Annotated in this window: 26 protein-coding genes; 13 read left to right on the forward strand and 13 right to left on the reverse strand. The window is 64.7% G+C overall.

All coding sequences use genetic code 11. The features are described 5' to 3' along the window. Positions 1-45: 45 nt before the first annotated feature. Together CFB82_RS06070 and CFB82_RS06075 are read left to right on the forward strand one after the other, a co-directional pair. Positions 46-1,113 carry a hypothetical protein gene (locus tag CFB82_RS06070; RefSeq protein WP_089445214.1) on the forward strand — a complete coding sequence of 356 codons (1,068 nt, stop codon included), beginning with the start codon at positions 46-48 and terminating at the stop codon, positions 1,111-1,113. Then, positions 1,103-1,666, forward strand: coding sequence for a TlpA disulfide reductase family protein (locus CFB82_RS06075; RefSeq protein WP_089483589.1), 564 nt, complete (start codon positions 1,103-1,105; stop codon positions 1,664-1,666). Before CFB82_RS06070 ends, CFB82_RS06075 begins: the two co-directional genes overlap by 11 nt. Before the next feature lie 1,282 nt (positions 1,667-2,948). On the opposite strand, the gene CFB82_RS41965 is transcribed toward CFB82_RS06075, so the two are convergent. Then, on the reverse strand, positions 2,949-3,260 hold the full coding sequence (locus CFB82_RS41965) for a hypothetical protein (RefSeq protein ID WP_143750877.1): 312 nt from the start codon (positions 3,258-3,260) through the stop codon (positions 2,949-2,951). Between the two features lie 296 nt (positions 3,261-3,556). On the opposite strand from CFB82_RS41965, the gene CFB82_RS06085 reads away from it, so the two are divergent. Beyond that, entirely contained in the window at positions 3,557-3,973 is a 417-nt protein-coding gene (locus CFB82_RS06085) for a hypothetical protein (protein ID WP_089483590.1), read from the forward strand. Between the two features lie 918 nt (positions 3,974-4,891). Here the strand turns inward: CFB82_RS06085 and CFB82_RS06095 are convergent. The 4 genes from CFB82_RS06095 to CFB82_RS06110 form a co-directional block, all read right to left on the reverse strand. Next, positions 4,892-5,122, reverse strand: coding sequence for a hypothetical protein (locus tag CFB82_RS06095; protein ID WP_069247495.1), 231 nt, complete (start codon positions 5,120-5,122; stop codon positions 4,892-4,894). An 87-nt stretch (positions 5,123-5,209) separates the two neighbouring features. Then, positions 5,210-5,899, reverse strand: a complete 690-nt coding sequence (locus CFB82_RS06100; RefSeq protein WP_089483591.1) for a hypothetical protein — start codon at positions 5,897-5,899, stop codon at positions 5,210-5,212. 1,143 nt (positions 5,900-7,042) lie between these two features. After that, positions 7,043-7,591, reverse strand: a complete 549-nt coding sequence (locus CFB82_RS06105) for a GNAT family N-acetyltransferase (protein WP_089483592.1) — start codon at positions 7,589-7,591, stop codon at positions 7,043-7,045. A gap of 58 nt (positions 7,592-7,649) precedes the next feature. After that, positions 7,650-8,273, reverse strand: coding sequence for a helix-turn-helix domain-containing protein (locus CFB82_RS06110; RefSeq protein ID WP_089483593.1), 624 nt, complete (start codon positions 8,271-8,273; stop codon positions 7,650-7,652). Between the two features lie 141 nt (positions 8,274-8,414). On the opposite strand from CFB82_RS06110, the gene CFB82_RS06115 reads away from it, so the two are divergent. Together CFB82_RS06115 and map are read left to right on the forward strand one after the other, a co-directional pair. Then, a complete protein-coding gene (locus CFB82_RS06115) occupies positions 8,415-8,651 on the forward strand; it encodes a ParD-like family protein (RefSeq protein WP_039348336.1) in 237 nt (78 codons plus the stop codon). After that, on the forward strand, positions 8,651-9,457 hold the full coding sequence (map, locus tag CFB82_RS06120; protein WP_089483594.1) for a type I methionyl aminopeptidase: 807 nt from the start codon (positions 8,651-8,653) through the stop codon (positions 9,455-9,457). The genes CFB82_RS06115 and map overlap by 1 nt, the downstream gene beginning before the upstream one ends. A 157-nt stretch (positions 9,458-9,614) precedes the next feature. Here map and CFB82_RS06125 read toward each other — a convergent pair whose 3' ends face one another. Next, positions 9,615-10,118: a GAF domain-containing protein gene (locus tag CFB82_RS06125; protein ID WP_089483595.1), complete on the reverse strand. Its 504-nt coding sequence runs from the start codon at positions 10,116-10,118 to the stop codon at positions 9,615-9,617. 102 nt (positions 10,119-10,220) lie between these two features. Beyond that, positions 10,221-11,138, reverse strand: coding sequence for a LysR family transcriptional regulator (locus CFB82_RS06130; protein WP_089483596.1), 918 nt, complete (start codon positions 11,136-11,138; stop codon positions 10,221-10,223). A 109-nt stretch (positions 11,139-11,247) separates the two neighbouring features. On the opposite strand from CFB82_RS06130, the gene CFB82_RS06135 reads away from it, so the two are divergent. Further along, on the forward strand, positions 11,248-12,120 hold the full coding sequence (locus CFB82_RS06135; protein ID WP_089483597.1) for a pirin family protein: 873 nt from the start codon (positions 11,248-11,250) through the stop codon (positions 12,118-12,120). Between the two features lie 125 nt (positions 12,121-12,245). Continuing rightward, positions 12,246-12,731 carry a GNAT family N-acetyltransferase gene (locus CFB82_RS06140; protein ID WP_089483598.1) on the forward strand — a complete coding sequence of 162 codons (486 nt, stop codon included), beginning with the start codon at positions 12,246-12,248 and terminating at the stop codon, positions 12,729-12,731. A 22-nt stretch (positions 12,732-12,753) separates the two neighbouring features. Here the strand turns inward: CFB82_RS06140 and CFB82_RS06145 are convergent, their stop codons facing one another. Genes CFB82_RS06145 through CFB82_RS06155 form a run of 3 tightly spaced genes read right to left on the reverse strand, consistent with a single transcriptional unit; the run spans position 12,754 to position 14,728 of the window. After that, a complete protein-coding gene (locus CFB82_RS06145; RefSeq protein WP_089483599.1) occupies positions 12,754-13,623 on the reverse strand; it encodes a cytochrome c oxidase assembly protein in 870 nt (289 codons plus the stop codon). 10 nt (positions 13,624-13,633) lie between these two features. Then, positions 13,634-14,080 (reverse strand): copper chaperone PCu(A)C, encoded by a 447-nt coding sequence (locus CFB82_RS06150; RefSeq protein WP_011351435.1) that lies wholly within the window; start codon positions 14,078-14,080, stop codon positions 13,634-13,636. Positions 14,081-14,092: 12 nt separating this feature from the next. Beyond that, positions 14,093-14,728: an SCO family protein gene (locus tag CFB82_RS06155; RefSeq protein ID WP_089483600.1), complete on the reverse strand. Its 636-nt coding sequence runs from the start codon at positions 14,726-14,728 to the stop codon at positions 14,093-14,095. A gap of 594 nt (positions 14,729-15,322) precedes the next feature. On the opposite strand from CFB82_RS06155, the gene otsB reads away from it, so the two are divergent. Together otsB and otsA are read left to right on the forward strand one after the other, a co-directional pair. Continuing rightward, on the forward strand, positions 15,323-16,075 hold the full coding sequence (otsB, locus tag CFB82_RS06160) for a trehalose-phosphatase (protein WP_089483601.1): 753 nt from the start codon (positions 15,323-15,325) through the stop codon (positions 16,073-16,075). Further along, positions 16,072-17,451, forward strand: a complete 1,380-nt coding sequence (gene otsA / locus CFB82_RS06165; RefSeq protein WP_089483602.1) for an alpha,alpha-trehalose-phosphate synthase (UDP-forming) — start codon at positions 16,072-16,074, stop codon at positions 17,449-17,451. Before otsB ends, otsA begins: the two co-directional genes overlap by 4 nt. A 77-nt stretch (positions 17,452-17,528) precedes the next feature. Here otsA and CFB82_RS06170 read toward each other — a convergent pair whose 3' ends face one another. Then, positions 17,529-19,361 (reverse strand): ABC transporter ATP-binding protein, encoded by a 1,833-nt coding sequence (locus tag CFB82_RS06170; RefSeq protein WP_089483603.1) that lies wholly within the window; start codon positions 19,359-19,361, stop codon positions 17,529-17,531. 563 nt (positions 19,362-19,924) lie between these two features. Here CFB82_RS06170 and CFB82_RS06175 point away from each other — a divergent pair. The 3 genes from CFB82_RS06175 to CFB82_RS06185 all read left to right on the forward strand — a co-directional run bounded on the left by CFB82_RS06175 (position 19,925) and on the right by CFB82_RS06185 (position 22,536). Continuing rightward, positions 19,925-20,989 (forward strand): glycosyltransferase family 4 protein, encoded by a 1,065-nt coding sequence (locus CFB82_RS06175; RefSeq protein ID WP_006476459.1) that lies wholly within the window; start codon positions 19,925-19,927, stop codon positions 20,987-20,989. Between the two features lie 236 nt (positions 20,990-21,225). Next, positions 21,226-22,032: a hypothetical protein gene (locus CFB82_RS06180; protein WP_089483604.1), complete on the forward strand. Its 807-nt coding sequence runs from the start codon at positions 21,226-21,228 to the stop codon at positions 22,030-22,032. Between the two features lie 39 nt (positions 22,033-22,071). Beyond that, positions 22,072-22,536, forward strand: coding sequence for a DUF2214 family protein (locus tag CFB82_RS06185; RefSeq protein ID WP_089483605.1), 465 nt, complete (start codon positions 22,072-22,074; stop codon positions 22,534-22,536). Between the two features lie 92 nt (positions 22,537-22,628). Here CFB82_RS06185 and gudD read toward each other — a convergent pair whose 3' ends face one another. Then, the gene (gene gudD, locus CFB82_RS06190; protein WP_089483606.1) at positions 22,629-23,981 is read right to left on the reverse strand and encodes a glucarate dehydratase; all 1,353 of its coding nucleotides are present in this window, start codon (positions 23,979-23,981) and stop codon (positions 22,629-22,631) included. Between the two features lie 358 nt (positions 23,982-24,339). Between gudD and CFB82_RS06200 the strand changes: the two genes are divergently transcribed. Beyond that, positions 24,340-25,089, forward strand: coding sequence for a FadR/GntR family transcriptional regulator (locus tag CFB82_RS06200; protein ID WP_089483607.1), 750 nt, complete (start codon positions 24,340-24,342; stop codon positions 25,087-25,089). A gap of 137 nt (positions 25,090-25,226) precedes the next feature. On the opposite strand, the gene CFB82_RS06205 is transcribed toward CFB82_RS06200, so the two are convergent. Continuing rightward, the gene (locus CFB82_RS06205) at positions 25,227-26,375 is read right to left on the reverse strand and encodes a branched-chain amino acid ABC transporter substrate-binding protein (protein ID WP_089483608.1); all 1,149 of its coding nucleotides are present in this window, start codon (positions 26,373-26,375) and stop codon (positions 25,227-25,229) included. Positions 26,376-26,464: the final 89 nt, after the last annotated feature.

The raw sequence follows: 26,464 nt of genomic DNA on the forward strand, positions 1-26,464 counted from the left end.
TGCGGATAACGCGCGTGCCTGCACACGACATGAGAGGGGAACGACATGCGAATCGAATCGAAGAAGACCGTCGACGCGGCGTTGGCCGCGTTCGCCTGTCTGACGGGCTTGACCCTGCCGGTTGCCGCCCACGCCTGCGCGACCTGTGGCTGCTCGCTGAGCACGGATGCCGCGATGGGGTATTCGGCCATGCCGGGCTGGCGTATCAGCCTGGACTACACCTTCATCCCGCAGAACCAGTTGCGCAGCGGAACGCATGCGGTTTCGGCCGTTGTACCGGCGGCGATCAATGCGGCAGGCGGCAGCCAGGAGGTCGAGAACCAGACGATCAACCGCTACTGGAACCTGGGCATCAGCTACAGCCCGAACCCCAAATGGAACTTCAGCGCGATCGTGCCGTTCGTCGATCGGGGCCACTCGACGTACGGGAATGCCACGCCGGACCAGCTCACACCCGACAATCTGAGCGGCGTCACCAGCAAGGGGCTGGGCGACATCAAGCTGATCGCCAGCTACCAGGGCTTCCTGCCGACCCGCAATCTCGGCGTGCAACTGGGGGTCAAGCTGCCGACGGGAAAGTACGGCGGCCAGAACGTGCTGACGGGCGCCAACGTCGGGCGTAGCCCGGTGTTCTTCTCGTCAGGCCCAAACAGTGCGAACGGCCAGGCCCTCGATACGAGCCTGCAGCCCGGGACGGGCAGTACCGATCTGATCGTCGGTGCGTACTACTATCAGCCGGTCAGCCAGAATTTCGACGCGTTCATCAACGGTCAATTCCAGGCTGCGGTGGTCGAGAATCTTCGCGGCCTCGGCGAGGACTTCCGGCCCGGTAACCAGGCGACGGTCAGCGTCGGCCTGCGTTACGAGGAGAACCCGAGGATCGTGCCGCAGCTCCAGATCAACGTGACGCGCAAGAGTTCGGACCAGGGGGCGCTCGCCGACACCGGCAACACGGCCGGCACGGTCGTTTATCTGTCGCCCGGCGTGACGGTGAACGTCGTGAAGAACCTGAGCGTCTATGCGTTCGTCCAGAAGGCGCTGTACAGCAGGCTCAGCGGCTATCAGCTGTTCCCGCGCTGGTCGGGCACGGTGGGGGCGAGCTATGCGTTCTGACGATTTCGGAGGAAGCAGCGGGCGTCGCCGGGCGAGGCGCGACTGGCTGCGCATGGCCGGAGGGCTTGCACTGGGCGCCGGCGTCGGCGGATGGCTGCCGGCCGCACAGGCCAGCGGTCTGGCGGTCGGCCGTCCGGCGCCCGGCCTCGTCCTGCACACGCTCGACGGACAAAGCATCGCCAGCGAGGATTTGCGGGGTAATGTCGTCATCCTGACCTTCTGGGCCACATGGTGCGAGCCCTGCCGGACCGAACTGCCGCTGTTGTCCGCGTATGCCGCGCGCCGTGCGGCGAACGGCCTGCGCGTGCTCGGCTTCAGCCTGGACGGGGCGGACAACCTCGCGGAGGTACAGCAGGTAGCGGCCGGCCTGAGCTTTCCGGTGGGGCTGTTGGGCAGTGCCTATGCCGGAGGCTACGGGCGCATGTGGCGGATCCCGGTGAACTTCACGATCGACCGGAACGGGCTCCTCGTCGACAATGGCTGGGACGATCCGCAACCGTCGTGGACTGCCGGGCGCCTCGAGCGCGTCGTTGCGCCGCTCTTGCGAAGATAGAATCGGTATCCATCACATTGTCAGGCGGCTCCCGCCAGTCGCTATGCATCCCGACGGGACGCTTTCTCGTTCGGATTTGCACTGGTGGGGGATAGGTCGCAAGTGATTGAATAAGCCTTGCGTTTATCATTCCCTCCCCTGAACTACGGGAGGGACGGATACATCATTCAGGCAGCAGCAGCTCGAGGACGGACTGGAACGTGTCGCGTTCTATGGGTGCAGAGTTTCGCGGATGCACGATGAAGCGAGGCCGGTTCGACTCCGGCTCGCGCCTCCAGGTAGAACGAGATAAAGCCCCGCTTCGGCGGGGCTTTTCTTTTTTCTGCGTCGCTTTCGTCCTTGTAACGAAGTTGTTCAGAGTGGTAAAGAGTCGCCTGCAATCAACTAAAAACCGACGCCAACCATCCGTCAATCGGCTAGTTGGCAATCGAGGCGAGTTCATCTGGGCATGGCGAGCAAACGACTGCGGCCGTCCGGCACGAGGGATGCCCCATCAAGCGGGCGAACCTGCTACCAAAAGCCACTTTCCCAGACCTTTGACACTGAGGAAGAGGGCGACGCGTACGTTGACCTCCACCTGTAGTGGTCGACTCGTTCCGGACACTGCGTTAAGTTTTTCTTCCGCGACAGCCGGTGCCAGTCCGCCATTCGATCTGTTCTAGAAATCCAGGCGGTTCAGACCGCGAGCATTCTCACCTAAATCAGTGTCCGGATTCATTTGACCACTACAGTCGGCGGAGCTGATCGTTGCCGCGTTGTCGACAGTTCGGAAGCGGAGGCTCGGCACGATCCTTATCAGCATCAAGGATGAAGTGTTCTCGGCCGACAACGACGAACTGAACAACATTTCACGACTTCGGGTGTCGTACCCAACCAGCGAGAATGCCCGGCTTGTCGCGAGTTTTACATGCGCCGCTTAGAGGCGCCGGCGCAATCCGCAGATGGGGACGTGTTCGCAGCCCAGTCAAACTGGAACGCGTCCTCATATTCGAACGACATAGGACCGAACGCACCGCGCTGCGAACCTTCATCCCTCGCGAGCGAATGGCTCTCGAAGCCCTCGTCTGATCGTGTTGCTGGACAGCCCGGTACGTCGGGAAATATCCCGGAGAGGGACGCCATCGGGAAATGCTTTCGCCGGATTTTGGCCAACATGCTCACCGCAAGCGCTCCGGTTTTCCTGCTTGGCGTCCCAAGCCGGCATTCGAACATGTGGGCCTGTTTTCGATGAAAAAACCGGCTGCAAACGGAGCGGTTTTGCTCGCGTGTCAACAGTTGAGATTCATTGTGAAGACTGGGGGGCGGAAAGGGTGCAATTGCTAATGTAGCCGTATCCCTCTGCGCTCGCTCTTCCATTCGTTTGAATGGTTACGGGGCGGCCGGAATAGAGGCTGGCCATTAGTGCAACGTAAATGTGATCTATTGCGGATTGACCTCTTGATGGGTCGGCCAGAAATTGAAAATGGATTTCGTCGCCGTTTCGCTGGGCCAGTGTGGCGAGCAGATTGTTGGTGTAGATATTCGGACTTGCCTCGATCCGAATGACTCTTGCGTCTTTGTAAATTTCGAGAATATTCGGTTTGATCGTTTCCATTTTCGATTCCTTTCGATTGTTGGTGAGGTGAAGCTCAGAATGATTCTAGATGATGAAAATGTTTCGTCAATCGAAGATCGCGTTTGATCGGCTTTTGTTAATTGTCGAGTTAATTGATTCTTTTCGAGGGTTGATGGATGTTATTGGTTGTAATTGAAATTTTCATTGACGGGGTTAGTATCGACGGTGCAGGAGCTGTTTCTGGTTGTGGCGGGTATTTGAGGTTTGGAGTGGCTGCTTTGTGGTGATTTTGGCTCGAATCAATTTATGATCTATTTTTTATAAATGAGGGCGTCATGGCAATCCGTTATGTTCTGGTGGTCGTCAATGTTAGCAAGGCTCTTCAGGAGAAGAATCTTGCCAAATACACGTATATGATCGATTCGACCGGGTACGTTGGAGTCAATGGAGAGGGCGGGAATGAGTTGCTGACGACATGCAAGGTCAAGGATACGATTCAATGGACTGTTACATCAATTAATCCTGGGAATGATGTTTCAATAGCTGGAATTAACGGGCAGGCTGTAAATTCTGGCATGATCAATGTTGATCATATCCCGCCGGGTGGCGTGACTAGCACACAGGCGTATGTTGCGAAGGCGGGTACCAAGGTCCAATATAGTATGAGTTTGATTCTTGATGATTCGCCTCCTATGAGTTTCGATCCGTTTATTACTGCAACTCCTCGCGCGTCCGAAGATGAGAGCGAGTAATTGAATTGACGACTCTAATTAATTGCTGATCGCCAAAATTGGTTGCTTGTCTTGAGTTGGGGCGATGTGGCGTGGCCCGTCAAGTTGTTTTGACGGGCTAGCAGTGTGGTGGCGAGCATAGCCCGCCAGCGGCTGGCGGCGGTGAGTCAGTCAAATCTCGCGAACCTGCAGAAAAGTTGCTTTGGCGGGAAACTGTGGGCAGACGTTCCGGACGCGGACTGAACGTCCGCCGGCTTCGAATCCGTTGCGTTTGGAGGCGGAATTGTCGGTCGCGCATCTGCCGCTCGCGAGCGAGTACCTCAGTCTCAACGACCATCGGTCGCATTACCAGAGCCGACGTCGTTGAACGTTGCGGACGACCGCGATGCGATCGGCGTCGCTCCGCATGCGGTTTTCATGCCATCGATGGCGGGTTCCCGGCCATCGAACGGGCGAGAGTAATGCCACCCTGTGACCGGCAGGACCGGAAAGGCGCTGTCGCCCCGCGGGGAAAAGTACTTGTGGCCGACGCCGGTGTGGGCTTTCCATCAATGGTCGCCGTCGTGCGGCCCTCCAACGTTCGGTGCACATGCACGCGATCCGGCACGAAGCGTTGTTCGAGCGTCATTTCCTGAAGGTGGTTGTGCTCCAGGCGTCGAGCAACTCGTCCTGTCCCGCGTGTTGGCGGAATTCGGGCAACTCGTTTGGAAGGCCCGCCTATGGCGTGACCAGACCGTGCGACCGTAATATCGGGGGACACTAAAAAACCCCCTGCCACAACGAGGGAAGTGGCAGGGGCTGCGAACGCACCGTTCAGGCACGAGGTGAAGGTGCGCCATAAATATAAAAGCAGTTGTTGGGATATTAAATAATTATGCGATTCTTCCTGCTATTACCTCGTGTGACGAGGTGGACTCGTTTTTAGAGGCGATTGCCCCATCAATCGTTCACATTCTCGCAGCTCTTCGGGCCTTCGCCCCAGCTCTTTCCTCCTCCGTTCGTGCATTGCCGCTTGGTGTATTGCTCGGGCAACTGACCTTTCGGCAGCTTTCCGTCGGCAGGACAATTGTGATGGTAATAGCAGAAGGATTTTTCGGCGGCGCCGGCTTCTCCGTTAAAAAAGAGGCACGCCATCAAGGTCGGAAAGAGGATCTTGGCAATGGTGCGCATATCGATTATCTCGGTCGAAAGGTAGTGGGTAACAAAATAGGCACCGTTACGGTACTTATCTCTCGCATAACAATGGCACGTAGCCATTTAGTTACCGTATTCGAGCAAAATCCCGGACCGCGCTGGTTGCGCAGCAATGATTCTTTCCGCCACATTATTTTCGATAGCCACTTGCTGGCCGTATGTGACGTTGAGCTTGATCGTGTTGCCGTCCATGTATGCGTTGACAGTCGCGAGATTCTGCCCGCTAGGGTAGGACAGCTGTAGCGGACCCACCACGACATTGCTTGAAATCACTTCGCCGAGGACGAGTGAATTGAACAAACCGACCCAATAAGTCGGTGTCACCTGGAACTGAGCCGATGCGCCGCTGACCACGCCCTTCTTGAACACCGATCCCTGACCGCTCATGCCGATGCCAAGGTTCGCGAGATTGGTCGACTTGTTATTGATCAGGACGGAATCTCCCGGTACGGAACCGGACCCCGGCACCAATTGCTGGACATTATCTTGGAAAATGCAGTCCCATGCTGTTCCCAATTCCGTCTTCAACGTCTGACTGGCTTTGTAGACTCCAATGCCACCGATCTGCTGGTAATTGGCAATGGCGACGTTGTAGAAAATATCCCACGTCACACCGCTGGCGCCACTTTGAGGGACGGTCGTTTGCTTCCACGACACGCTCTCCAGTCCAATTGAACTCGGCAGGGTCTGGTATACAGCCATAGTCCAGGTCTGCTTGGTATCGTTGTTGAAATCAACATAATAAGAAGTCATTTTCGGTCTCCACGATGAAAGATGGATTTTGTGCTTCGCTGCACTGGGTTCATGGATGGATTGATTTTTTACATAAATGTCTCCGTAATCTGCGATTGACGGTCTGATACTCTTTGGTAGACAAAATCTACAGCGCCCGGGATTCGGGTTGTATATTTTTTGACAGGCATCCAGTGCTCGTGCTCGGAATGTTTGTCGTCGGCAATAGGTCTTTCCGCCCCATTGGCGACTGCCGGAGGCTCTGGTGAAATTTTTCAATAGTTTTTAAAAAAGAAGTGCCGTAATGATTTTCCGGTGGCAGGAAATAATCCAGTCCGTCATCCCCGTTAGATCATCTTAGGAAATTTCCTTAAATAAGGTGTGGTAAACGATTTATCGTTTACCCTTAGGTGTCAATTTCATGATTTTATATTTAATTAAATTGAGCATTTCTCTCTTGGCAATAGCGGATGTTTTTGTCAGCGCCGAGCGTTGTAGTTTCGGTTTCGGATCCGAGTGCCGATCACGATGAATATTCGGTAAATGAAACTATGGTTGCCGTTACCGCTCTACTGCAAATTGCCCGTTCCGCTCGCGCGGGGTGTTGTTACATAGCGCGTCGGGAGACTGGTAAGGGGAGAGCGTGCCCCGCGGCAAAGAGGTGCGGATTGAGTACGCACCTGATGCTCGGGGTACAAAGTTCTTGGTTGCCGCGAAAAGGCGGTCGGAGGAGTGCGGCGTTGAGCTCGTTGCAGGAAATCTACCTAGGGCTATTGAAGGGGCGTAGCCGCGGTGTATCTGCGATGCGCTCAACGATTGCTTCGAAGGTATGCGCCAGAGCGTTGCGGGAGACCGCAGTGGGTCGGCAACGGCTCGTCCCCGAAAAGGCGGGCGTAGGTCGCGGCGTCGCTTTAGGCGCGAACCTTGTCAGACAGGGCGCAGGCACTGTTGCACCATCGGGGTGATGATTGCAGGTGCCGCGGGGGTTGCGTGCTCATGTGACAGGGAAGTGCTTTGGAACCCGAGTTGCCTAGCGGCCCTGACGAGCAGGCGAGAAGCGCGCTTTTCGGCCAAGAAGAGGAGGTGGCGGCACGCGTGCACGCTACACGTCTCCGCATCGCTTGGTGGCCGACGCGCACGGCGCATGCAACGGCCCCCGACCGATCACCCATCCACCGGCTGCGCCGGCGTGTCGAGCGTCAGTTGATAGAACGCCGCGTCGAGCCACCGGCCGAACTTGAATCCCGCCTGCGTGATCGTTCCCGCGTGCACGAAGCCCAGTTTCGTATGCAGTGCGATGCTTCCCGCATTGGTCGCATCGATGCAGCCGACCACCACGTGTACCTGCGCTTCGCGCGCGCGCCGGACCACTTCGCGCAGCAGCACCTCGCCCAGCCCGCGGCCGCGCTGGTCGCAATGCACGTACACGCTGTGTTCGACCGTGTACTTGAAGGCGGGAAACGCGCGGAACGTGCCCCAGCTCGCAAAGCCCAGCAGCGTGCCCGACGCATCGACCGCGCCGATGACCGGGAAGCCGCCCGCGCGCTTCGCCGCGAACCACGCGACCATCGCTTCCGGTGGACGCGGCTTGTAGTCGTACAGCGCGGTCGAGTTCGCGATCGCGTCGTTCAGGATCTCGAGGATGGCCGGCGCATGCTCGGCCTCGCTGCAATCGATCAGGCGCACGTCGTCGCGCTGTTTCGGGGAATTCATACCGGCTCCTGTGGGCAATGGATAGGGCGCGCGCACGGCAACTGCGACGACGCGTTCATCAGAGGTTCCGCACGCCGGCGGCGGCAGACGCATCGCAGATCGCGACGACATAGCGGGCGGCATGCGACGACGGATTGCTGAAAATCAGCGGCTGGTCGAGCCGCATCGCCAGGCAGTCGCCTTCGTGAAGTTCGTGAAGCGCGTCGCCGAACGTGACGTCGACGCGGCCGCTGATCACCCACACCTGCTGATGCAGCGCGCTTTCGCGTCCACCGCTGTCGTACGCGACGCGTGCGCCGGGCGGGAAATCCACCTCGACGAGCTGGATCGGCGACGGCCAGCCGGCCGGGGAGAGGTTGCGGCGCACATAGCCGGACGCCGGATCTCGCCATTCGGCCTGCTGCGCGCGGCGGGCCAGCGGCTGCGCGGGCGTGTCGTCCGGGGCGCCGCCGAACAGGCCAGCCAGCGACACGCCGAGCCCGGCCGCGAGCTTGTCGAGCACGACGGCCGTCGGGCTGGCCGATGCGCGTTCGATGAGCGAGATCATCGAACGGCTGACGCCGGAGCGCGCGGCCAGCGCATCGAGCGTGTAGCCTCGCACGGTGCGCAGGTCGCGTAAGCGCCGGGCGATGCGTTCGTTAATGCCGGTGTCGTCGGTAACGGCGGTCGCTGATTCTTTCATGATGGATTTATTTTCCAGCAAACTGGAATTCGCTGTCAACGGGATCGACCTCCGACGGCTCGACGGGATTCCAATAGCTTGCCCAGCAGTCCTGCGCGGCGTAATATACGAATCGACTACGTTTCGTTTAATTGGGGATATATGGGCATCATCAAGATTTCCGAGCACATGCACGAGCGGCTGCGCTCGACCAGCACGGCGCTGAGCCGCTCGATCAACGCGCAGGCCGAACACTGGCTGCGCGTCGGGATGCTGGCGGAACTCAATCCGGCGCTGTCCTACGGTGACATCTGCCGGATGCTGATCGAGGCCGAAGCACGGGGCGGTGAGACGGGGCCGGCGGAACCGGTCGAGCACGGCATCGAGCAGGTGGCGTAATGGCGAAACGAGACATCCCGATCCGCGGCGCCGCGGAAATCGCCAAGTCGCGCGAAGCCGCGAAGCTCGCGTCGCAGGTGCTGACGATGATCACCGAGCACGTGAAGCCGGGCGTCACCACCGATGATCTGGACGCACGCTGCCGCGAATACATCGTCGACGTGCTCGGCGCGATCCCGGCGAACATCGGCTACCACGGTTATCCGAAGACGCTGTGCACATCGGTCAACCACGTGGTGTGTCACGGCATTCCGACGTCGCGGCCGCTGCGCGACGGCGACATCGTGAACCTCGACATCGCGGTGATCAAGGACGGCTGGTTCGGCGATACGAGCCGCATGTATTTCGTCGGCGAACCGAACGAGCTTGCGCGGCGCCTCGTCGCGACGACCTATGAAGCGATGCATGCGGGCATTCGCGCGGTGCGTCCGGGTGCGACGCTCGGCGACGTCGGCTACGCGATCCAGCAGGTCGCGCATCGCGAAGGATTCAGCGTGGTTCGCGAATACTGCGGGCACGGCATCGGCGATGTCTATCACGACGAGCCGCAGGTGCTTCACTACGGCCGTCCGGGCACCGGCGTGCCGCTCCGGCCGGGGATGATCTTCACGATCGAGCCGATGCTCAACGCGGGCAAGCGCGACACGCGCATGCTGGCGGACGGCTGGACGGTGGTCACGAAGGACCATTCACTGTCGGCGCAATGGGAGCACATGGTCGTGGTGACGGAAACGGGCTTCGAGGTGCTGACCGAGGACGCGAAGCCGCAGGCGTTCCCGGCGCTGTCCGGCACGCACGCTGCCTGATACCTGCAGTGCGCCACGAAGGGTGGTGCAGCGGCACAGTGAAACGGGCCCCTTTGCGGGGCCCGTTTCGCTTTCGTTCGAGGTTGCGCGGCGCGCGCGATTGACGCGCGAACGCGGCGACCGATTGCTTGGTGGGGGAGCGCGGTCTGGCCGCCGCTCAACCGCGCGCCTTCTGCCATGCGTGTTCGACGAACACGCGGCACAGCGCTTCCATCCCCTGGCGGTCTTCGTCGTCGAAGCGCGCGGCGACCGGGCTGTCGACGTCCCACACGCCGATCAGCGTGCCGTCGGCGGCCACCAGCGGCACGACGATTTCCGATTCCGATGCGGCGTCGCACGCGATATGGCCGGGGAAGTCATGCACGTCGCGCACGACCTGCGTCTCGCGCGTCTGCGCGGCCGTGCCGCACACGCCCTTGCCGAGCGCGATCCGCACGCAGGCGGGCTTGCCCTGGAACGGCCCGACCACGAGTTCCGTCCCGTCGAAGAAGTAGAAGCCGGCCCAGTTGAGACGGTCGAGTGAGTGGTAGACCAGCGCGGAGAAGTTGGCCGCGTTCGCGGTCAGGTCGCGTTCGGATTCGACGAGCGCACGCGCCTGCTCGACGAGCGTCGCGTATTGATCGGCCTTGGAGGCGTTGGGGTCGTTGGACAGCGTGAACATGGCGGGAAAGCGATCAGGGTTGTGGAATGCGCGATGTGCGTACCGCAGTCTACGGCATGCGCGCGGGGTTTGCAGCGCCCGGTCACGCGTGAAGCGGCGCACTCAATCGGGTTCGAGTTCGGCAAACCGCTCCGCGAGAAAATCCAGCAGTGCGCGCACCGCAGGCAGCAACCCCCGGCGCGACGCGAACACCGCATGCACGATCTCGCGGCGCGGCGCCCAGTCGGGCAGCACGGTCACCAGCTCGCCGCGCGCGACCTCGTCGCGCACCATCATCGTCGGCAACTGCACGATGCCGACACCCGCGACGGCTGCCGCGCGCAGCGCGAGCATGCCGCCCGTCACGAAGCGCGGCTGGTGATGAATTTCCGCGTGCGCGCCGTCGGGCCCGCGCAGCCGCCACACGTGCGCGGACTGCGGGGCGCCGTGATCGAGACTCGGCAGGCGCGCGAGATCGGCGGGAACGGCCGGGGCGCCGTGCTCGCGCAGCAGCGCCGGGCTCGCGACGAGGCACTGGCCGCGCTCGGCCAGCACGCGCAGCGCGAGATCGCTGTCTTCGAGCGGCGGCGGGCGTACACGGATCGCGACGTCGATCCCTTCGCCGACCACGTCGACGCGCCGGTTGGTCGCTTCCAGATGAATCTCGACGCGCGGGCACGCGATCATGAACGCGGCGATCATCGTGCCGACCAGCGAATCGAGCAGCACGATCGGGCAACTGACGCGCACGATGCCGCGTGGCTCCTCGTGCAGCAGCGCGATCGCCTCGTCGGCCGCATCGGCTTCGACGAGCATCGCGCGGCAATGCGCGTAATAGGTCTGGCCGACGTCGGTGACCGTGAAGCGGCGCGTCGAGCGCTGGATCAGCCGCATCCCGAGCCGCGCCTCGAGCAGCGCGATGCGGCGGCTCAGCTTCGATTTCGGCATGTCCAGCGCCCGCCCGGCCGGAGCGAAGCCCCCGTGTTCGACGACCTGCACGAAGTAATAGAGATCGTTCAGATCCCGCGCTTTATCGTTCATGAAATGGAACGCTGAGTGCGATTTTGGCAGTCTACCGGATCGATCGTTCCACCACTATATTTCTACCCAGGATGCGAAACACGTGTTTCGCCGCAATTCGGAGAAGGCAATGAAGAAGATCCAGGGTGTGTACAGTGCGCCGCGCGGCCATTGGGTCGGCGACGGTTTCCCGGTGCGTTCGATGTTCAGCTACCAGTCCCACGGCGCGCACCTGAGCCCGTTCCTGCTGCTCGATTACGCCGGCCCGACCACGTTCGAGCCGGGCTCGGCCGCGGCACCGCGCGGTGTCGGCCAGCATCCGCACCGCGGGTTCGAGACGGTGACGATCGTCTATGACGGCGAGGTTGCGCACCGCGACTCGACCGGCGCGGGCGGCGTGATCGGCCCGGGCGACGTGCAGTGGATGACGGCCGCGAGCGGGATCCTGCATGAGGAATTCCACTCGGAAGGGTTCACGAAGCGGGGCGGCCCGCTCGAGATGGTGCAGCTGTGGGTGAACCTGCCCGCCGCGGACAAGATGGGGGCGCCCGGCTACCAGACGCTGCTGAACGCCGACATCCCCGTGGTCGAGCTGCCGGACGGCGCGGGGCGTGCGCGGATCATCGCGGGCGAACTCGACGGGCGGCGCGGCCCGGCCCGCACGCATACGCCGATCGACGTGTGGGACGTGCGGCTCGTGGCCGGCGGCCATGCGCGGTTCCCGGTCGCCGAAGGGCGTACGCTCGCGGTGGTCGTGCTGAGCGGTACCGTGCAGGTGAACGGCGAGACGGTCGCCCGCGAAGCGCAGTTCGTGCAACTCGGCCGCGACGGCAGCGATGTCGAGATCGAAGCGAACGGCGACGCGAAGCTGCTGATCCTGAGCGGCGAACCGATCGACGAACCCGTCGTCGGTTACGGGCCGTTCGTGATGAACTCGCAAGCGGAGATTCGTACCGCGATCGACGATTTCAACAGCGGCCGCTTCGGTCAGATGCCGGCATGACGGACAGGCCCCGCGCAATGCGGGGCTTTTTTTGTGCGCGGGCAGTCGGTCGCGCGGCGAGTGCGCTTCGAGGCATAATCGTCGATTGCCGCGCGCCGGCCGGCGCGCCCGAATCAGGACCGACCATGAACGCATCCGCTGCATCCCCGAGCGCCGCCGATCTCGACTGGCGCTGGAAATTCTTCGACGCGCTGACGGCGCGCGAAGTCTATTCGATCCTCGAAGCCCGCAGCGCGGTGTTCGTCGTCGAGCAGAACTGCGTGTATCGTGACATCGACGACGCGGATCAGGCCGCATGGCATCTGGCCGCCTTCGATCCGGCCGGTCGCTTGGCCGGCTATCTGCGTGTGCTGCTGCCCGATGCGCAGAACACCGACGTACGCATCGGCCGCGTGCTGACGACCGCCGCGTTTCGCGGCGCGGGCCTCGGCAACGGGCTGCTGTCGCGTGCGCTCGAGCATATCCGCGCGCAGTGGCCGGATATGCCGGTGAGCCTGCATGCGCAGGCCCACTTGCAGCGTTTTTACGGCGCATTCGGTTTCACGCCGAGTTCGGACGTGCACGACGAGGACGGCATCCCGCACGTGTGGATGAGCAGCGCACGCGCGTAATGCGCGATGCGCCGCCCAGCCGTCAGTGCGCGGCGTGCGCGACCGGCGGCCGGGCCGCGCGCTGCGCGGCCCGTTCATCGATCAGGCGGCCGCGCGCGGACAGCCGCAGCCAGTGCCGCAGCGCGATCAGCGCGCCGATCACGCTCATCATCGAGCCGGGAATCCACAGCAGCAGGCCGCCGATCTGCTGGTCGCGCAGCGGGCTCAGCCATGTGAACGCACGGCCGCAGATCGAATAGATCGGATACAGCTCGTGCGGCGTGAAGAAGATCAGCGCGCCGAGCGCGATCTGCGGCGGGATCGCCGCGACGACGATCAGGATCCGGCGGCCCGGCGACAACCGCGCGGGCGGCGCGGGGCGCGGATCGACGACGAGCCACCAGAACAGCAGCCCGTCGATCACCATGCTCCAGTTCATCACGCGATAGAGACGCCAGTCGAGCATCGCGATGAAGTGGATCGGCGACAGCAGCCAGAAATAGATCAGCCCGACGAACAGCACGACCGCGACGACGGGATGGAACACCACGTCGAGCGTCGCGCGCACGGGCGCCCACGCGAGCGCGGGGCGCACGAAACGCTGCCGCCAGCGGAACGGAATGCCCGCGCGCATCGCCGCGCCCGGATACGACAACGCAATGAAGAACGGCCCGAGGTGGTGCAGCACGAGGTGCTGCGCGCGGTGCAGGAAGAACTCGTGCTCGAAGAAATAGTCGAGCCGCGTATGCAGCGCGATGTAGAGCGCCGTCAGCCCGAACCAGAACGAGAACTGCCGCAGCGGCGATACCTTCGCCTTCTTCACGCCGCGTGCGAACAGCACGGCGGCGGTCAGCACCGCGATCACCACGGTGGGGGACGGTTCCCACGGATCGAGCCAGTACAGGAGGTTCATCGCGCGCGCATCACTTCGCCTGGGCCGGCGATTTCACGGCGAACGGCGCATCGACCGTTTCGCCGTCGGAGAACTTCAGGCGCAGGTGCACGGTGTCGCCCGGCTTGATCGCGTGCTTCGGCTCCTCGAGCATGAAGTGGTAGCCGCCCGGCGCGATGTCGACCTTGCCGCGCGCGGGGATCGTCAGCTTGTCGACCATTTCCATCTTCTGCGTCGAGCCGTTCGAGACGGTCTGGTGCAGCATCGCCATCCCGTAGTCGGGGCTGTCGACGTCGACGAGATCGACCGGCTTGTCGCTCGTGTTCACGAGCGTCACGTAGCCGCCGGCCGGCAGCTTGTTCGGCAGCCAGCGCACCCAGGCGTTCTGCGCGGTGATCGCGCCGGCGGCATATGCGTGGGCGCCGGCGCACAGCGCGGCGAGGAGGGCGAGCGTCTTGAGGGTCGTTTTCGTTTTCATGTCGGGATGAATTCAGGTAGTGGACGCGGTGTCGATGATCCGGCGCAGATCGGCGGCGATGGCGTCGGGCGAGTCGCGGTCGGTCGCCAGCAGGCGGGCGCGGCCGCTCGCGTCGAAGATGTAGACGGCCGAGCTGTGCGTGACTTCGTAGCCGCCGGATGGATCGCGCTTTTCCATCTGGTACGCGACGCGATAGCGTTTCGCGAGCGACTCGATCTGGCGGTCGGTGCCGGTCAGGCCGCGTGCATGCGCGGCGTCGAACGCGGCGACATACGATTGCATCGCCTGCGGCGTGTCGCGCGCAGGATCGACCGAAACGAACAGGATGCGCACGTTGTTGGCCTGCGGGCCGAGCTTCGCCAGCACTTCCATCAGCCGCGCCATCGTTTCGGGGCAGACATCGGGGCAGTGCGTGTAGCCGAAGTAGACGAGCGCGACCTGACCGTGGAACGCATCGGCGTCGACGGGATGGCCGTCGCCGCCCGTCAGCGTGAACGACAGGTCGGGCAGGTGGCCGGTAACGTTGGTCAGGTTCCAGCGCGGCTCGTCGTGCGTGCACGCGGCGAGCGCCACGGTGGCGGCGAGGGCCGCGGCCGTGCGGATGAGGCGGGAGAAGCGCCGGTGCGGCGTGGTGCGGGCAGACGACATCTTAGGGACTGTTTCCATATGGAACGCGCATGCGTTGCCACGAGAACGGCCGCTCGCGAGGCGCGCGACGCTGCGAATACTGACGTATTCGCAAGGAGCGCAACGCGGCGAGCGGCCGTTCTCGTGGCAACCCCAAATTAAAGAAAATCATGTCACGGGAATGCCCGAAATCGCCCGTATGGCGGCGTCGCTCGTCGCTTGTCCCCCAAGGGGACTTCCTTCGGGGCGTTTGGCAAAGCCAAACGGCGCTCCTCACTCCTTGCCATACGGGCGATTTCGGGCATTCGCATGTGCGTTCCATATGGAAACAGTCCCTAAGGCTCGATCAGACGAAATGGTGGCCGGTGGCGCGGCGCCATGCGTCGCGCGGCAGGCGGTTGCGACTGTAGCGCAATTCGCGCGCCCGCGTCCTTTCGAAACCCGTACGCCGCGGGCGAGCGGGGCAATATGTCGCAGTTGACGCGCGCGGCGGCGCGATGCCGGCGCCGCACCGGTTTCGCCCATCTCGATGCGCAGGCGCGGTAAGATGCGCACAATTCCATTCGCGCAGCGGCCGCCCGGTATTTGCCGGCCGGCCCTCACACTATCGAATCGATGCAATCCGTTCCGGCTTCCCTGTCCCTGACCGACACCGCGTTCTTCTTCGACTTCGACGGCACGCTCGTCGAACTGGCGCCGACGCCCGACAGCATTCATGTTCCGCCGTCGCTGCTGACGCTGCTCGACGAGCTGCAGCGCCGCTCGCACGGCGCGGTCGCGATCGTGTCCGGGCGCGGCATCGACAATATCGACACGTTCCTGCAGATGCCCGGCATGCCGATCGCCGGCCTGCACGGCGCGGAGCGCCGCGATGCGAACGGCGACACGCAGCGCATCGGCTTCAACGACGAACGCCTGCTGCGCATCGAGCGCGAGCTGGCGGCCGTCGTCGACCGTCATCCGGGCATGCTGCTCGAAATCAAGGGCGCGGCCGTCGCGCTGCACTACCGCAACGCGCCCGAGCGCGAGGCGGCTGCACGCGCGGCCACCGAGCGCCTCGTCGCCGACTACGCCGATGCGTATGTGCTGCAGCCCGGCAAGATGGTGTTCGAGATCAAGCCGAAAGGCGTCGACAAGGGGCGCGCGCTCGCTGCGTTCCTCGACGAACCGCCGTTCGCGGGGCGTATGCCGGTGTTCGCGGGCGACGACCTGACCGACGAGAAGGGCTTCGCGGTGGTCAACGCGCGCGGCGGCCTGTCGATCAAGGTCGGCGCGGGCGAGACGTCTGCCCGCACGCGGCTCGATTCGGTCGACGCGCTGCATGAGCAGATCGCGCGCTGGCTCGGTGCGGGGCAACCGGACGCATGAGTCGCCTCATCATTGTTTCAAACCGCGTCGCGCCGATTTCGGAAGGCGAACCGGCGGCGGGCGGTCTCGCGATCGGCGTCTACGATGCGCTGAAGGAGACGGGCGGCATGTGGTTCGGCTGGAGCGGCGAGGTCGTCGCGTCCGGCGCGCCGCAGATCCGCGTCGAGGAGCACGGGCCGGTCACGTTCGCGACCATCGGCCTGTCGCGGCGCGACTACGACCAGTATTACCGCGGCTTCTCGAACGCGACGCTGTGGCCCGCGTTTCACTACCGCACCGACCTGATCCAGTACGACCGTCACGAGTTCGAAGGCTATAGCCGCGTGAACGTGTGGCTCGCCCAGCAGCTCGTGCCGCTGCTGCAGGACGACGACGTGATCTGGGTGCACGACTATCACCTGATCCCGTTCGCGCGCGCGCTGCGCGCGGCCGGCGTGAAGAACCGCATCGGCTTCTTCCTGCACATCCCGTTTCCGGCTGCGCAGGTACTCGTCAGCGTGCCGCCGCATCGCGACCTCGTCGAGTCGCTGTGCGCGTTCGACCTGCTCGGCTTCCAGACCGAACCCGACCTGCGCGCGTTCTGCGACTACGTCGAATCGGAAGCGGGCGGCGCGATCGAGCGCGACGGCCACCTGGCGACGGTGCGCGCATTCGGCCGGACGCTGCGCGCGGCCGCCTATCCGATCGGCGTGCATCCGGACGAGATCGCGTCGCTCGCGCAGGCCGGCGAGCACGGCAAGGCGGTGCGTACGCTCGCGACCTCGCTGCGCGGCCGCAAGCTGATCATGAGCGTCGACCGGCTCGATTACTCGAAGGGGCTCGTCGAGCGCTTCCGCGCGTTCGAGAAGCTGCTCGAGCACGAGCCGTCGCATCGCAATCGCGTGTCGTTCCTGCAGATCGCACCGTCGACCCGCGCGGAGCTGCGCGCGTACCAGGACATCCGCCTGCAGCTCGAAGGGGAGTCGGGGCGCATCAACGGACGCTTCGCCGAACTCGACTGGGCGCCGATCCTCTATATCCATCGCCAGTACGACCGCCAGCTGCTCGCTGCGCTGTACCGGCTCGCGCGGGTCGGCTACGTGACACCGCTGCGCGACGGGATGAACCTCGTCGCGAAGGAGTATGTGTCCGCGCAGAATCCGGAGGATCCGGGCGTGCTCGTGCTGTCGCGCTTCGCGGGTGCCGCACGCGAGCTGACGGGGGCGCTGATCGTCAATCCGATCGATATCGACGGGATGGCCGATGCGCTGTCGCAGGCGCTGACGATGCCGCTCGCCGAGCGGCGCGCGCGTTATACGGACATGATCGCGCAGCTTCGCGAGAACAACGTGTCGGTGTGGCGCGACAACTTCCTGCGCGATCTGCAGCAAGCGTAACGGGCGGTTCACCGAGTAATAAAAAAGCCGCAGTGCGACGCGCACTGCGGCTTTTTTGTCGGCTGCGGACCGGTGTGTCAGGCCACGCGTTCGCCGGTCGGCGTGCTGCCGTCGGGGGCCGGGTGATGGCGGCCGTGCTGTTTCGCGAGCAGGTCGCGGTACAGGCCCGGGCGGTTGCGTAGCACGTCGGGCGGGCCGTCGTCGATCACCTTGCCGTTGTTCATCACGATGATCCGGTCGAAGTTGCGCAGCGTCGACAGGCGGTGGGCGATCGCGATCACCGTGCGGCCGACCATCAGGCGGTCGAGCGCGCTCTGGATCGCTTCCTCGGAGGCGCTGTCGAGCGCGGACGTCGCTTCGTCGAGCAGCAGGATCGGCGCATCCTTCAGGATCGCGCGCGCGATCGCGATACGCTGGCGCTGGCCGCCCGACAGCTTGACGCCGCGGTCGCCGACGATCGTGTCATAGCCTTCCGGCATCGCTTCGATGAACTCTGCACAGCGGGCGTCGCGCGCGGCGGCGAGCACTTCCTCGCGGGTCGCTTCGGGGCGGCCGTACGCGATGTTGTCGTAGATCGTCCGGTGCAGCAGCGAGATGTCCTGCGGCACGAGCGCGATCGCGTGGCGCAGGCTGTCCTGCGTGATCGTCTTCACGTCCTGGCCGTCGACCTTCACGGCGCCGTCCTGCGTGTCGTAGAAACGCTGCAGCAGCGCGAGCACGGTCGACTTGCCGGCGCCCGACTTGCCGATCAGGCCGACGCGCTGGCCCGGCTCGATACGAAGGTCGAAGTGGTCGAGGATCGCGCGGCGGTGCGGATAGGCGAACGTCACGCGCTCGAAATCGACGCGGCCGCCCTTGGCCGACAGCGGCTGCGCGTCGGAGCTGTCCGGCATCCCGTGCGGCTCGAGCAGCGTCTTGACCGCCTCGGACAGGCGTGCGATGTGCTGCGTGACGTCGACGAGCGCGACCGCGAGATCGCGCGTGCCGTGCAGGATCGTGAAGCCGAGCGAGCTGACGAGCACGATGTCGCCCGACGTCGCGCGGCCCTGGTCCCACAGCCACAGCGCCCAGCCGAGCAGGCCGGCGGACAGCATCGCGGTGATCACCGCGTGCAGCAGGCGCAGCTTCTCGAGATAGAGCAGGCTCTGCTGGCGCGCATCCATCTCGGCCTTGACCGTCGCGCCGAAGCGCTTCTGCTCGCGCAGCGTCATCCCGAACGCACGCACGAGGCCCATGTTGCCGATCACGTCGACGAGCTCGCCGTCGACCGCCGCGGCCTTCGCCGCGAACGCGTGGTGGCGGGCCGAGCCGCGCCCGGCGAGCTTGAACAGGATGACGGACAGCACGGCCGAACAGCCGAGCAGGCCGGCCGCCATCATCGGATTGACGACGATGATCATCAGGATCGCGCCCATCACCGCGATGCACGGCGGCAGCACGTTCCACGCCATCGTGTTCTCCGACGTGTAGACCGCGTTCGACGTGGCCGTGATGCGGCTCGCCAGCGTGCCGGGCTGCTTTTCGGCGTAGTAGGTGGGCGAATGGCCGATCAGGTACTGGAACAGGTCACGCCGCAGGTCGCCGGTGACCGCGACGAACGTGTGCGCGGCGAACCAGCCGCCGACGCGCCACAGCAGGTTGTCGGCCGCGATCAGCCCGACGAGCAGCGCGAACGCGCTCCACAGCGGGCCGGGGTGATGCCGCCCGGCCGCCAGCACGTCGATCAGGTGCTTGATCGCGTATTGCGAGCCGAGCGCGCAGCCGACGGCGGCCAGCACGCTGCCGAGCACGATGAGGTGGGCGACGGGATGCAGGCGGATGTAGCGGAACAGGAACGCGATCGGTCGATGCGCGTAGCTCGACAGCTTCGCGTTGTGGGCGTTGCGCTGGGCAGGGGTGAGAGATTCCAAAATATGCGTGCGGTGATTCGGTGAGTGAGCGTGGCGGCTGGATCGCAGGCCGGCGTTCGCCCGGACTGAATAATCCGGCATTGTAAACAAGCCCGCGTGTCGCGCTGCGCGAATCTTGCCTTGGCCAGGGGCTCGCGGTCGATTTTGAGATAAAATCCGGCATCCCGTCCTGCCTCATGTGCCGGAATCACGCTGCCGGCGGTCACGGGGTCAAGGAATGCCAAAAGGGCCTTCCACTCTAGAACGGACACCCAAGTCCGCGGGTTGCAAAGTGTTGCACCTTTGTAACAAAGTAAAGTGTTTGAAATGTTGTGCGCCGTATCGGGATTAACCCTAGATAATCGGCTCCGGGTTCGATTCCAGGTTTTTTACGAACCCCTGTCAACGGGTCTTCGTTTCAAACGTTCTATGCCTGTCGCGTCGCCGACGCTCCTTGAGCAGCGCGGGTTTGACGCCCCCGGCAGGCTGATTCGTCCGATCTTCGGACGACATGCATCCAGCCCGGACCGCCGGCAGGTTGCCGACCCATACCTGGTTTTTAGCCGATTTTTTAGGAGTTACGCATGCGAATCGCCCAAATCGCTCCGTTGCACGAAGCGGTGCCCCCGAAACTGTACGGTGGTACCGAGCGAGTGGTGTCCTACCTCACCGAAGCACTTGTCGAGATGGGGCATGACGTGACGCTCTTCGCGAGCGGCGATTCGCAAACCTCCGCGAAGCTCGAAGCCTGCTGGCCGCAGGCGCTGCGCCTCGACCCGACGATCCGCGACGTGATGGCGCCGCACATGCTGCTCCTCGAGCAGGTGCGCCGCCGCGCGGAAGAGTTCGATGTCCTGCACTGCCACATCGACTACTACCCGTTCTCGCTGTTCTCGCGCCAGCCGGTCCCGCATCTGACGACGATGCACGGCCGTCTCGACCTGCCGGAACTGCAGCCGATCTTCAACGCATTCAGCGACGTGCCGGTCGTGTCGATCTCCGACAACCAGCGCATCCCGCTGCCGCAGGCGAACTGGCTGTCGACCGTCTACCACGGCCTGCCGGAAAACCTGCTGACGCCGATCCCGAACGTCAAGCCGAGCTACCTCGCGTTCCTGGGCCGCATCTCGCCGGAGAAGCGCGTCGACACGGCGATCCGCATCGCCGAGCAGGCCGGCCTGCCGATCAAGATCGCCGCGAAGCTCGACAAGGCTGACCGCGCGTACTACGAAGAGAAGATCAAGCCGCTGTTCGCGCTGCCGCACGTCGAGTACATCGGCGAAATCAGCGAGTCCGAAAAGACCGAATTCCTCGGCAACGCGCACGCGCTGCTGTTCCCGATCGACTGGCCGGAGCCCTTCGGCCTGGTGATGATCGAGGCAATGGCCTGCGGCACGCCGGTGATCGCGTTCAAGCGCGGCTCGGTGCCGGAAGTGATCGACAACGGCGTGTCGGGCTTCGTCGTCGAAGACGAGCTGTCGGCCGTTGCCGCGCTCAAGCGCCTCGATACGCTGCCGCGCGAGAAGGTCCGCGCCGCGTTCGAAGCCCGCTTCTCGTCGAAGGTGATGGCGCAGAACTACGTGAAGGGCTACGAGGAACTGCTGCGCCAGAAGCGTCGCACGGTGCTCCGCGAAGTCAACGCAAGCTGATCGCGGCCGCCGCCGCGCTGCGGCGGGCGGCTTGCCATCGACGCCCCGTCCGGGTTCCCGGCGGGGCGTTGTCACATCCACGGCGCGGATCTGTTGTATTCTCGCCGCGCCCGACGCCGCGAACGGCCCCCGAAGCGGCCCGGCAGGGCATCCGTCCGTCTGTCCAGACGGTAATGTCCCTATAATGGCCGTGCCGTGAAATCCGGCCCCGCACGAATATCCAGAGGAGAGCAGTCTTGGCGAGAACGAAATCCACGCGCGCAGCGCCGGCCCCCGGCGCCGGTGTGATCTTCGCGTTGCGTGCGATCGGTCTCGTGCTGCTCGCGCGCTGGCTGTTCTCGATGTCCCAGATGGGCTATCGCTCGTCGCTGTCGGCGATGGTGTCGTCGCCCTGGGCATTCGTCTACCTCGTGCTGATCTTCCTGTTGCTCGCGCTGCCGGGCGCCGTCGCGCGTGCCGAACGACCGTTTCATCCGCTGCCGCAGTGGCTGCGCCAGGCGCTGCGCGTCTTCGCGCTGATCGGTTTCCTGTTTGCCGTCTGGTCGATCGGCATGTTCGTCTGGGTGGACGGCTGGCGCCTCGCGCTGCATGCGGTGACGGCGACCAACGGCTGGCTCGTCGCCGCACCGGCGCTTTATGCGGCGATCGTCTGGATCTGCCGTCCGCGGCCGCTGTGGCGGACCAACGTGGCCGCCCGGCGCTTCGCGGTCGGCCGTTATGCGATTTCGCTCGACGTGCTGACGCGCACCGCGATCGTGTGGATGGAAAGCCGCAAGGTCGGCCAGTACGATGCGCGCGAACTGTCGGTGCGCTGGCCCGGCCAGGCGGCGCCTGCCGCGGGCGAGGGGGCCTCGGACGCGCAGCCGGCCGTCGTGCCGCCGCGCCGCGGCAGCTTCTTCAATCGACCGAAGGTCGAACTGCTGTGGGATTCGCCGGCGGCCGTCGGCCATAACCGGCAGATCGTCATGCGCGCGCCGCTCGCGACCGAAGGCGACCGCGTCGCGGTGCTCGCGCTCGACGCCGCGCTCAAACAGATCGTCTGACACGTCCCGCGCACGGCATGCGGGCGACAGGGAGGCGTGATGATCGTCCGCTGGTTGCTGGCTGCCATTCACCTGAGTGCGTTCGGCGTCGCGTTTGCCGCGATCGCGGGGCGTAACCGCGCGTTGCGCCGGCTCATCGCGTCGGCGCAGGCGGCCGACCTGCCCGGCGTATTCAAGGCGGATGCCGCGTGGGGGCTGTCGGCGCTCGTGCTGATCGTGACGGGCCTGATGCGCGCGTTCGGCGGTTTCGAGAAAGGTGCCGCGTACTACCTGCACGAACCGCTCTTTCACCTGAAGATGACCGCGCTCGTGCTGATCCTGCTGCTCGAGGTCGTGCCGATGCTCGGGCTGATCCGGTGGCGCGTCGCCGCGCGACAGCAGCAGATGCCCGAGCTTGGCCGTGCGCGCACCTATGTGCGGATCGGCCATTGGCAGGCGGTACTGGTGATCGTCATCGTGTTCGCCGCGTCGGGGATGGCGCGGGGGATTGGGCTGGCCGGGTAGGTGCGGCCGGCTAGGCCTGGCCGGCTAGGTGCGGCCGGGTAGGTGGGGCCCAGGCTCGACCGGGCGACCCTGCCGCCCGGTCCGTCCCGCGCTCAGCGCACGAGGCAGGGGCGCTTGTTGTTGAAGGTCCAACCGGGAATCAAATACTGCATCGCCGCCGCGTCGTCGCGGGCACCCAGCGCGTGCTGCTTGTACAGCTCGTGCGCGACCGCGACGGCATCCATGTCGATATCGATGCCGAGCCCCGGCCGTTTCGGCACTTCCACCAGCCCGTTCTCGATCTTCAGCGGTTCGCGCGTCAGCCGCTCGCCGTCCTGCCAGATCCAGTGCGTGTCGATCGCGGTGACCTGGCCCGGCGCGGCGGCCGCGACGTGCGTGAACATCGCGAGCGACACGTCGAAGTGGTTGTTCGAATGCGAGCCCCACGTGAGGCCCCAGTCGCGGCACATCTGCGCGACGCGCACCGAACCCTGCATCGTCCAGAAGTGCGGATCGGCGAGCGGGATGTCGACGGCCTGCAACTGCACCGCGTGACCCATTTGCCGCCAGTCGGTCGCAATCATGTTGGTGGCGGTCGGCAGCCCGGTCGCGCGGCGGAATTCGGCCATCACCTCGCGGCCCGAGTAGCCGTTCTCCGCGCCGCACGGATCTTCCGCGTACGCAAGCACGTGATGCTGGTCGCGGCACAGCCGCACGGCCTCGTCGAGCGACCACGCACCGTTCGGGTCGAGCGTCACGCGCGCGTCGGGGAAGCGCTCGGCGAGCGCCGTCACGGCCTCGATCTCGCTCGCGCCTTCGAATACGCCGCCCTTCAGCTTGAAGTCGTTGAAGCCGTAGCGCGCATGTGCGGCCTCGGCAAGCCGCACGACGGCCTCGGGCGTCAGCGCGGCTTCGTCGCGCACGCGCGTCCAGTCGTCGGTCGCGCCGCGGCCGTCGCGGTAGGCGAGGGCGGTCTTCGTGCGGTCGCCGATGTAGAACAGGTAGCCGAGCATTTCGACGCGCTCGCGCTGCTGGCCCTCGCCGAGCAGCGCGGCGACCGGCACGCCGAGATGCTGGCCGAGCAGGTCGAGCAGCGCGGCTTCGAGCGCGGTGACCGCGTGGATCGTCGTGCGCAGGTCGAAGGTCTGCAGCCCGCGGCCGCTCGCGTCGCGGTCGGCGAAGGTGCGCCGCACGTCGTTGAGCACCGCGTGGTAATTGCCGACCGGCTGGCCGACGACGAGCGCGCGCGCATCGTCGAGCGTGCGGCGGATGCTTTCGCCGCCCGGGACTTCGCCGACGCCGGTGCGGCCCGCGCTGTCCTTCAGGATCACGAGGTTGCGGGTGAAGAACGGGCCGTGTGCGCCGCTCAGGTTGAGCAGCATGCTGTCGTGGCCGGCGACCGGAATCGCTTGCAGGTCGACGATACGCGGCGTGTCGTGGGAGGGCGAGGCAGTGACGGCGTTCATGGGCGGCGATGGCGAAAGGGTGGGCAATGCCGTGCGGCAAAAGCTTTACCGCGCGCGACGGGAGGTGCGATCATTCGACAACCGACATGCGCGGCGCGCAAGCCCCGCAGGTCGACGCAACCCGAAACGGGGTGGGAGCGACAACCTGACCAGCGGAGCGCAGAACGCGAACGCTGGCCGATCGTAAGGCATGGGACCAGGCGGCGCAGAGCTGCTCGCTTGAGTCGACAGGAGATCCGTGTTTCGATCATCAGTCGTCGGATGACTTGTGACGCAGTATAATGAATCATCGGCTTTCGCTCAAACCCCGCGTAAACCCTCGGCTCACATTACGATCATTCAAAAAGGAACCGGCCTCATGTCCGTGCCTACGCTTCCCGCAGCGCCGCGCCGTCGCGCACGCAGCCTCGCACAAGATGTCGTCGACGCGCTGACCGCGCAGATCGAAAACGGCACGCTGCGTCCCGGCGACAAGCTGCCGACCGAAACCGAAGTCATGGCGGCGCAGGGCGTGAGCCGGACGGTCGTGCGTGAGGCGATCTCGCGGATGCAGGCGAGCGGCCTCGTCGAGACGCGCCACGGCATCGGCAGCTTCGTGCTGGAGCCATCGCGCCGCCAGACGCTCGGCATCGACCCGGCGACGATCACGACGCTGCGCGACGTGCTCGCGGTGCTGGAACTGCGCATCAGCCTCGAAAGCGAATGCGCGAGCCTTGCCGCGCAACGCGCGAACGATACCGACCTGGCCGCGCTGCGGCGCGCGCTCGACGCGATCGCGTCGGGGGCCGGCGGCGGCCGCGACACCGCGCAGCTCGACTTCCAGTTCCACCTGCAGATCGCGCAATCCACCGGCAACCGCTATTTCGTCGACATCATGACGCAGCTCGGCACGTCGATCATTCCGCGCACGCGCGTGAATTCGGCCCGCTTTGCCGGCGACGATCTGGAGCGCTACGTCGGCCGGCTGAACCACGAACACGAGGATATCTACGAGGCGATCGCGCGCCACGACCCGGAAGCGGCACGCGCGGCGATGCGCACGCACCTCACCAACAGCCGCGAACGGCTGCGCCGCGCGCACGAGGCGGCCGAGGCCGAGGCTGGCTGACGCACCGGGCGGCGCGGCCCACAGTGCCGCCGGCCCGGTCGAATTGCCTCAACATCAGTCGTCATACAAGATCGATATCCGTTCATCGATCACCGGGGCCGGGCGGCGTTGCCGCCGCCGGCCGCCGGCACCGCCGATCAGCCTCCCTTCGTCGTGATCGTCTTCCACGCACCGCTCTTCACCTGGTACAGCGTCGACATCCCGCTCTTCAGCGAGCCGTCGTTCGCGAACGAGATGCGGCCGGTGACGCCTTCGAAGTCGATCTTCTTCAGCGCCGGGCGATAGACCTTCGGGTCGGTCGAGCCGGCCGCCTGCATCGCCTTGATCGCCGCCCACGCGGCGTCATAGCCGAACTGCGCGTACGACAGCACGTCGACGCCGAAGCGCTTCTTGAAGCGCTGTTCGAAATCCTTCCCCTGCGGCAGCTCGTCGAGCGGCCGGCCGTATTCCCACGCCATCGCGCCTTCGGCGGCCGGGCCCGCGATCTTGATGAACTCGTTGTCCTTCACGCCGCCGCCGCCGACGAACTGCGCGTTCAGCCCGAGCTGGCGCATCTGCTTGATGAAGTTCGCGGCGAGCGAATCGAGGCCGCCGAAGAAGATCAGGTCGGGGTTCTTCGCCTTCAGGCTTGTGATCTGCGCGCGGAAGTCGACCGCCTGGTTGCTGGTGAATTCGCGGCCGATGAGGTTGCCGCCCGCGGCCTTCACGGCCTTCTCGAACTCGTCGGCCTCGCCCTGGCCGAACGCGGTGCGGTCGTCGATGATCGCGATGCGCTTCGCCTTCGTCACGTCGACCGCGTACTTGCCCGCGTTGCCGGCGTTCTGGCCGTCGGTCGCGATCACCATGAACATGTTCGCGAGCCCGCGCGCGGTGAGCGTCGGGTTGGTCGCGGCCGGATCGATCACCGGGATGCCGGCCTTGTCGTAGACGACCGACGCCGGAATCGTTGTCCCCGAGTTGAAGTGGCCGACCACGACCGACACATTCTGGTCGACGAGCGCCTGCGCGGCCTGCACACCGATGCGCGGGTCGGCCTGGTCGTCCTGCACGACGAGGTTGAAGTGGGCAGGCTTGCCGGCGATCTGCACCTTCTGCGCGGCGGCATCGTCGAGCGCGAGCTGCACGCCGTTCTGCAGATCCTTGCCGTAGCCGGCGTTCACGCCCGTGAGCGGCGCGGCGAAGCCGACCTTCACGTCGGTCGTATCGGCGGCCTGGGCGGCCTGTTGCGAGAGGATGGCAAGCGCGGATGCAATCGACACCGACAGCAGGGAATGACGGAATTTCATGTTGTTCCTCTTGTTCGACACCTGCGAGTGAGTACCGCATGCGCCCGGGCGGGCCGGACGCGTGCGACGGGCGGGCGGTTCGACCGCTT

Origin of the sequence: Burkholderia sp. HI2714 (assembly GCF_002223085.1) — a bacterium.
GTDB lineage: Bacteria > Pseudomonadota > Gammaproteobacteria > Burkholderiales > Burkholderiaceae > Burkholderia > Burkholderia lata_D.

Excerpts from the sequence above, each read along its gene's own strand:
- CFB82_RS06155 (WP_089483600.1), bottom strand. The coding sequence starts at position 14,728 with ATGTCGTCTGCCCGCACCACGCCGCACCGGCGCTTCTCCCGCCTCATC.
- CFB82_RS06185 (WP_089483605.1), top strand. The coding sequence starts at position 22,072 with ATGATCGTCCGCTGGTTGCTGGCTGCCATTCACCTGAGTGCGTTCGGC.
- CFB82_RS06115 (WP_039348336.1), top strand. The coding sequence starts at position 8,415 with ATGGGCATCATCAAGATTTCCGAGCACATGCACGAGCGGCTGCGCTCG.
- CFB82_RS06205 (WP_089483608.1), bottom strand. The coding sequence starts at position 26,375 with ATGAAATTCCGTCATTCCCTGCTGTCGGTGTCGATTGCATCCGCGCTT.
- CFB82_RS06070 (WP_089445214.1), top strand. The coding sequence starts at position 46 with ATGCGAATCGAATCGAAGAAGACCGTCGACGCGGCGTTGGCCGCGTTC.
- CFB82_RS06085 (WP_089483590.1), top strand. The coding sequence starts at position 3,557 with ATGGCAATCCGTTATGTTCTGGTGGTCGTCAATGTTAGCAAGGCTCTT.
- gudD (WP_089483606.1), bottom strand. The coding sequence starts at position 23,981 with ATGAACGCCGTCACTGCCTCGCCCTCCCACGACACGCCGCGTATCGTC.
- CFB82_RS06110 (WP_089483593.1), bottom strand. The coding sequence starts at position 8,273 with ATGAAAGAATCAGCGACCGCCGTTACCGACGACACCGGCATTAACGAA.
- map (WP_089483594.1), top strand. The coding sequence starts at position 8,651 with ATGGCGAAACGAGACATCCCGATCCGCGGCGCCGCGGAAATCGCCAAG.
- CFB82_RS41965 (WP_143750877.1), bottom strand. The coding sequence starts at position 3,260 with ATGGAAACGATCAAACCGAATATTCTCGAAATTTACAAAGACGCAAGA.
- CFB82_RS06075 (WP_089483589.1), top strand. The coding sequence starts at position 1,103 with ATGCGTTCTGACGATTTCGGAGGAAGCAGCGGGCGTCGCCGGGCGAGG.
- CFB82_RS06095 (WP_069247495.1), bottom strand. The coding sequence starts at position 5,122 with ATGCGCACCATTGCCAAGATCCTCTTTCCGACCTTGATGGCGTGCCTC.
- CFB82_RS06105 (WP_089483592.1), bottom strand. The coding sequence starts at position 7,591 with ATGAATTCCCCGAAACAGCGCGACGACGTGCGCCTGATCGATTGCAGC.
- CFB82_RS06135 (WP_089483597.1), top strand. The coding sequence starts at position 11,248 with ATGAAGAAGATCCAGGGTGTGTACAGTGCGCCGCGCGGCCATTGGGTC.
- CFB82_RS06200 (WP_089483607.1), top strand. The coding sequence starts at position 24,340 with ATGTCCGTGCCTACGCTTCCCGCAGCGCCGCGCCGTCGCGCACGCAGC.
- CFB82_RS06100 (WP_089483591.1), bottom strand. The coding sequence starts at position 5,899 with ATGACTTCTTATTATGTTGATTTCAACAACGATACCAAGCAGACCTGG.
- CFB82_RS06150 (WP_011351435.1), bottom strand. The coding sequence starts at position 14,080 with ATGAAAACGAAAACGACCCTCAAGACGCTCGCCCTCCTCGCCGCGCTG.
- CFB82_RS06145 (WP_089483599.1), bottom strand. The coding sequence starts at position 13,623 with ATGAACCTCCTGTACTGGCTCGATCCGTGGGAACCGTCCCCCACCGTG.
- CFB82_RS06130 (WP_089483596.1), bottom strand. The coding sequence starts at position 11,138 with ATGAACGATAAAGCGCGGGATCTGAACGATCTCTATTACTTCGTGCAG.
- CFB82_RS06125 (WP_089483595.1), bottom strand. The coding sequence starts at position 10,118 with ATGTTCACGCTGTCCAACGACCCCAACGCCTCCAAGGCCGATCAATAC.
- otsA (WP_089483602.1), top strand. The coding sequence starts at position 16,072 with ATGAGTCGCCTCATCATTGTTTCAAACCGCGTCGCGCCGATTTCGGAA.
- CFB82_RS06140 (WP_089483598.1), top strand. The coding sequence starts at position 12,246 with ATGAACGCATCCGCTGCATCCCCGAGCGCCGCCGATCTCGACTGGCGC.
- CFB82_RS06175 (WP_006476459.1), top strand. The coding sequence starts at position 19,925 with ATGCGAATCGCCCAAATCGCTCCGTTGCACGAAGCGGTGCCCCCGAAA.
- otsB (WP_089483601.1), top strand. The coding sequence starts at position 15,323 with ATGCAATCCGTTCCGGCTTCCCTGTCCCTGACCGACACCGCGTTCTTC.